The organism is Candidatus Hydrogenedentota bacterium (assembly GCA_019695095.1).
GTDB lineage: Bacteria > Hydrogenedentota > Hydrogenedentia > Hydrogenedentales > SLHB01 > JAIBAQ01.
In genome coordinates this window covers 21,737-27,736 of sequence record JAIBAQ010000079.1, presented here as the reverse complement: position 1 = coordinate 27,736, position 6,000 = coordinate 21,737, and the positions used below count along the sequence as shown (strand labels likewise).

The window sequence follows — 6,000 nt, the reverse complement described above, 5'->3', positions numbered from 1 at the left end:
GGCTTCGATATGAGCCAGGATTCCTTTTCGCTCAGAACGTTTAAGCAGGACCGCACATAAGATGGGCGTCAGCGTGAAGCTGATAAACAAGGAGACAAAGGTCACGACGACCATGGTAAGCGCGAAGGGAGCGAAGAATCGGCCTACTAGCGAACCCATGGTGATGATTGGAAAGAGCACAACAATATTTGTGCCTGCACTTGCAATGACCGCCACGGCGACTTCGCTCGCGCCGACGCGCGCCGCTTCTTTAGCAGACATTCCTTCCGCGAAGCGCTTGGCAATGGCTTCGAGGACGATGATGGAGTTGGTAACGAGAATCCCCACGGAAAGCCCGAGCGACAAGAGCGTGGACGTGTTCAACGTGTAGCCAAAAGACTGAATGAAGAAGATACCAATGATCACCGTCAGCGGCATGGTGATGGCCACGATGATCGTTGTTCTCACGTTGTACAAGAACAAGAATAGAATGGCCGCGGTGAGCAAAACCCCTTGCCAAATGCTGGAGATGGCGCTGTCCACGCTAGATTCGATGAAGTCGCCATCGTCGGAGATCCAGACGAGTTCCATGCCGCCCGGCAATTCCGATTGGATGCTGTTCATGGCCGCTTTGACCCGATTCACGACCTGCACGGCGTTTGCGTCGGCCTTCTTGACGACACGCATACCGATACAGGGTTCGCCATCAATCAATGCCGCTTGGCGCAGTTCGGCGCTGGCGAGTTCGGCCTTGCCTACATCGCGAAGGTAGACTCGCGAGCCTTCTTTGAACGAGAGTTCGAGCGCGTTGATGGCGTCGATGCTTTTGTATTCGGCGTCGAACTTGACGGCGAACTCGGTTCCATTTTCACGCACGCGGCCGGAAGGAATTGTCCGCACGTTCTGCGCTACCGTCTGCACGACGTCGGCGCTGGTCAATCCCCGTTCAGCCAGTTTCTGCCGGTCTAAGAGAAGGTGGACTTCCCGTTCCGCGCCGCCGATTAACTGCACTTCCGCGACGCCGCTCAACACCGACAGACGATCCCGTAAGGCGTTGTCCGCATAGTCGTAGAGGTCGTCGATCGGCACGCTTCCCTTCAATGCGAGATTGATGATGGGTTTGGCGTTGATGTCATATTTCAAGACCTTGGGTTTCTCTACGCCCTCCGGGAAGTCATTGAGAATGAGGTCCAGCTTCTCGCGCACGTCGTTCGCGGCCGTATCGACATCGACGTTCAACTGAAACTCAAGCAAGGTCTGCGCGTGGTCTTCCATGCACGTAGACGTGACGTGTTTCAGGCCATCGATCGAGACGACGGCGTCCTCGATACGTTTGGCGACGTCCGTTTCGATTTCACTGGGACTGGCGCCCGGATAGATCGTGACCACCGTGATGTACGGAATGTCGATCTTGGGCATGAATTCGAGGCCGACCTTGCGGTACGCATTGAGTCCCAGCAATGTGAGCCCGATTATAAGGCTCCCCATCGCGACAGGCCTGCGGACCGAGGCATTCGAAAGAAACATTACTTGGGCTCCTGCTGAACATCAATCGGCGAACCATCGTTCAGCAGCGATTGTCCCATGGTAATGACTTTGGCGCCTTCCGTCAGCGACGGACCTTCGCATTCCACCCAGCCGTCGCTCTCGATGCCCTTCTTCACTTTCACGAGGCGGGCGGTATCGTTCTCGGCCACGAATACGATGGGGTGTTCGTCCCTGACTTGGACAGCCTCGACGGGAACCCCAAGTCCCTCGCGTTCCTCGATGAGCACATCCGCTTCGGCCATCGCGCCAGGGACAACTCCCGACGGTGGATCCTTTATCTCGCACTTTACTTCAAATGTGCGCAGCATCGGATCCACCGTCGGGCTGGCGTACGTAATCGCATGCTCGCCCGCGTCTACGCCATATACGCGAATGCGAATGCGTGTAGTCCCTGGGACGACCCGTGCGTAATATTGAGCCGGTAGAAACACCGACACTTCGATTACGGACGGGTCGTCTATCCGCACCACCGGCGAACCAGAATCCGTCATTTCCCCCTGTTCACGGAATCTCTTGCTCACCTTTCCACTGATGGGAGCCACGATTAGGGAGTCGGCTAGGTCTTTTTTTGCGAGTGCCAGCGCGGCTTCGGCTTGATGAACGCGTTCTGCTGCAAGGTCGATACCGGTTTGGGCCAGCTTTTTGCCTGCCGCCGTCTGCTTCTGCCGCGATTCCTGTTGTTCGAGCAAGTCTTGCGAAACGACTCCCCTTTCGCGCAGACGTTGGAAACGGTCCCAGTCCAGGTCGGCTTTGTTCAGGTCGATTTCCACTTTCTCAAGCTGCGCTTGAGCTTCGCGCAGCCCGCACCGCGCAACGGCAAGGTCTTGCTCGCGAATAGCAACACCTTTGTTCACCTTGACCGTATCGACCTGAAACAGTTTGGTCTCTCCGGCAACGACGGTATCGCCCTCATCCACGAAGATGCTTTCGAGAGGTCCGCCGATACGCGTGGAAATCACGGCATACGTCTTCGCCATGACGTTACCCTGAACCTTCAGCTTCTCCTCGAATTTCCGAGTCTCTGCCAGAGTCGTCTTAACCGTGATACGGCGGCCCGCTTCGGGCAGTTCGGGAGGCGTGTCACTGCGAACAATCGGTTCGGTCCGGCCTGCCCGCGCGAAGGCCGCATAACTGCCGACCCCGGTTAAGGCCAAAGCCAGCACACCTATCCCTAAATAACGTAGTTTTGGGATCATCGTCCGTTACCCCGCGTCTGCTACTTCCAATACTTCGACTTACACTAGGCCGGATCGCCCCCCGGCGCGGATAATCCATCCCAAAGCGCGGCAAAACACTGATCCAGCCACTCCGGAAATGGCGTGACCGGGTCGAAGGCCCACATGACCGACGCTCCCAGGAAATTCTGCACGGTCAAGCGGGCCATGTGATTCGGATCCAGGTCTGTTCTTACTTCGCCCTTCTTTTGGGCTTCTGCATACACGCTGCCCAGAAGTTCGGTGGCCTTCTGGATCGTCTCCGTCATGTGCTCGGTGGCATGCGGACTCGAAAACGTTGCCCCCCAGAGATTGCGTTCAAGATGAGGATTCCGCAAAGAATCCTCGGCCAAGACACGAATGGCATTCTGAATTGCGGTACGTATAGTCGCGTCGGTTGCGCGGCTGCCGTCAAGCGCCGCGGAAAACTTGTCCAGGATCATGGCGCTGTGGGTGGCGAGGAGGTGTTCCTTGCAACTGAAATAGTTGAAGAAGGTTCCCTTGCCTACGTCGGCTGCTTCGGTAATCTGCTCGACGGTCGTCGCGTGGTAGTCCTGTTTGGCGAAAAGGGTTAGCGCAGCTTCCAGAATGCGAGAACGCATCTCGGCACGACGGCGGTCGCGGCGTCCTAGCGGACGCTCCGTGGATTCGGCTTCGGTTTCGAGATCAGCGTTCATGAGGACCCCCACATGACTTCTTCTCGAACGTGATTCTACCCCATTCATGACTCGCAGTCAAATTTGACGCCAAGCCACGCATCGAGCGGTTTCCCGCGTTGACCGTAATAGGATCTCTAGACGAGTGGTATATTGGACGGGCGGGAAGTACGTCTAGTCCGCAATTTGCACCGGCGTGATTGAGGGCCAACGCAGACTGCTCACGTGCAAAACTCTGAGGTTATGCCATGAGGATTTCTCGCGAACACACTCTGTCTTCAGGGAATCGCTTTGGTTTTCGCCGCAAGTCTGGCAAGCACACTGGTCACGAGAGAGGTTCAAGTGTGTTCGTGAGAAATTCGGGGTAGTCAACCACACAAGGCTATTGAACATGAAGAAGACAAAAGAGATATCGAAGCCGCGCCTGTACATTGAAGAACTGGAGAGACCGGCGCTCGCTGGCACCGCTACCACGCTGTCGATTGGCGAAGAGGGCGGAAAATTCGGCTGGGCGACCACCTTGGCGATTGGCGAAGAGGCCACCAAGGGGCTTTAGCCCAGGTCTCGCGGCAATACTGTGGCACATTGTCTAGTCGTCGGCCCCCGGACTGACCCTCAGGTGATCCGTGTTTCGGATGAGCTTGGTAAGCGGCGAAAGAAGGTCCAAATCTGGGATACGGACAGCTATCCTGAGTCCCTAACCTGTTCGTTGGTGAATGGAGCGTTGTGTCTTTCAGGCGAAGCTCTGCCAAAGCGCCTGAGATCTGTGTACCTGAGGGCGACGGGGCCAAGTCCATTCAGCCCCCGATTTGAGGACGATCTCGCTACGCGCCCGAGGGGTCTCTTTGCCCAGTGGGAAGAGCGGCTCGCGTTCATTTCTTCCGCGCTGTTGATTCTACAGGCGCGGCGAGTGGTGGTCGTCAATACGCCGGAGGCGAACGCCCAGCATAGCCGAAAGCCGTATCAGCTGGAGTTGCTTCGCAGTGCTGGATTGCCAGTCCCGAAGACGTTGGCGACAAACGACGCCAAAGCGGTGAAGGCCTTCGTCAAAGACGTTGGAGCAGTGGTGTACAAACCTCTGGCGGGAGGCGCTTCCGTCCGGAGGGTTACGAAGAACGACCTTGCGCGAGAGCGGCTTGCGGCATTGGCGCTGGCGCCGGTTCTGTTTCAGGAAATGCTTGAAGGCGTCTCGGTTCGAGTCTATGTGGTTGGCAAGCGCGTTGTTGCTTCAGCCGAGATTCACTCGGATGAACTCGACTACCGGCGTGATGAAAAGGCGGTAGTCGCGACCCGATTAAGCAAAGAAGAACGCCGCGCGGCTGTATCGGCCGCAGCGGCGTGTGGAATGCGATTCTCGGGAGTCGATCTCATTCGAGGCGCTCGCGGATTTCACGTTCTCGAATGCAACCCTTCTCCTATGTTTGCCGTATTCGAGGAGAAGACCGGCTTGGATGTAGCAGGGCCTCTCGCAAACTATCTATCGAATCCGGGCAACGGTTGAGGCGCGTTACTTCTGCGCGGCAGAACGATCCAATTGATCGAGCTTCGACTCAACATCTTTGAATTCTTCCGCAGTGGGCAACGACTCTTGCGTCTCGTTGATAACCGGCCATTGGGCAGCCAGTTCTTTGTTCAACGCAATGAAGTCCTGCCACTTCTCCGGCAAGTCTTCTTCCGGATAGATCGCATGAACCGGGCATTCGTCCACGCACGCGCCGCAGTCGATGCATTCGTCCGGATCGATTGTCAGCATGTTTGCACCCTCGTGAAAGCAGTCCACGGGGCATACGGCGACACAGTCGGTGTACTTGCACTTGATGCAAGGCTCGGCTACGACATGAGCCATATTAGAAATCTCCTGTAAATAGACCTACCCCACCGGACGTGGGTCGTCAAACTCGGGGTTCACTGACGTGTATTTAGGGACGTTCGTTACCCCACAATCCCAAGACCAGCCAATACCGCATTCTGGCCAGAGGGGCAGAATCATGTCACTAAGGAAAGGGCATTGTCAAATCTCATATTCCCGCAGTCCGTGCCCTTTCGTCCCGATCCCCCCAGTTCCGCTCGATGTCTGCTTGGACCCCCTTTTGAGTCGCGGACGGGGAGGCCGGCGCGCCTCTATCCGCCATCGGCAGAATGGCGGAGGACTTGTGCCTGCACCGCTCCCGGGCTCGCTTGGGGGCTCGCGGCCGGCGGCGTTTTCCTAACCTTTCCTGGATTTACTCACTCTTGCGACCTGGTTGGCGGACACCGGTCACAGTCTTGTGACACTATATGTAGAGTGCGGCCCCATAGAAACTGCGGGTTCCACTAGTCTCACTACATGCTTCTGCTGTCCTATGCCTTGCGTAAACGGTCTAGAGATGTACAGCTTATGGTGGAAAGACCCTCGGGAATAATTTGCGCCTACCCAATAAAATCCTCTTGACAGCCCCTATATCTTGTGGTATATTTCGCATGGTGTCTGAAACTAAGTGTGTGGACTTGGTCGTGGACTTCATCGCACCATGAAGTCCGTTCCGCAGCCCAGGCCTTAAAATAGTCCACACCTCAAGCTGAGTCGTCTGAGGCACTTTGACCGCAGCCCAAAGGTTTCAGGA

6 protein-coding genes are annotated in these 6,000 nt (G+C 56.4%); 2 read left to right on the top strand and 4 right to left on the bottom strand.

All coding sequences use genetic code 11. From position 1 onward, the window contains the following. From K1Y02_14215 to K1Y02_14205, 3 genes are all read right to left on the bottom strand, one after another. Positions 1–1,506, bottom strand: a 1,506-nt coding sequence (locus K1Y02_14215) for an efflux RND transporter permease subunit (GenBank protein ID MBX7257513.1), incomplete at its 3' end; no start/stop codon positions are given. Continuing rightward, a complete protein-coding gene (locus K1Y02_14210) occupies positions 1,506–2,723 on the bottom strand; it encodes an efflux RND transporter periplasmic adaptor subunit (protein ID MBX7257512.1) in 1,218 nt (405 codons plus the stop codon). The genes K1Y02_14210 and K1Y02_14215, both read right to left, overlap by 1 nt. A gap of 44 nt (positions 2,724–2,767) precedes the next feature. Further along, positions 2,768–3,418 (bottom strand): TetR/AcrR family transcriptional regulator, encoded by a 651-nt coding sequence (locus K1Y02_14205; GenBank protein MBX7257511.1) that lies wholly within the window; start codon positions 3,416–3,418, stop codon positions 2,768–2,770. A 370-nt stretch (positions 3,419–3,788) separates the two neighbouring features. On the opposite strand from K1Y02_14205, the gene K1Y02_14200 reads away from it, so the two are divergent. Then, complete coding sequence (locus K1Y02_14200; protein ID MBX7257510.1) at positions 3,789–3,953, top strand: hypothetical protein; 165 nt, start codon at positions 3,789–3,791, stop codon at positions 3,951–3,953. A 63-nt stretch (positions 3,954–4,016) separates the two neighbouring features. Continuing rightward, entirely contained in the window at positions 4,017–4,898 is an 882-nt protein-coding gene (locus K1Y02_14195) for an ATP-grasp domain-containing protein (GenBank protein MBX7257509.1), read from the top strand. Between the two features lie 6 nt (positions 4,899–4,904). Here the strand turns inward: K1Y02_14195 and K1Y02_14190 are convergent, their stop codons facing one another. Then, a complete protein-coding gene (locus K1Y02_14190; protein MBX7257508.1) occupies positions 4,905–5,243 on the bottom strand; it encodes a ferredoxin family protein in 339 nt (112 codons plus the stop codon). Between the last annotated feature and the right edge of the window lie 757 nt (positions 5,244–6,000).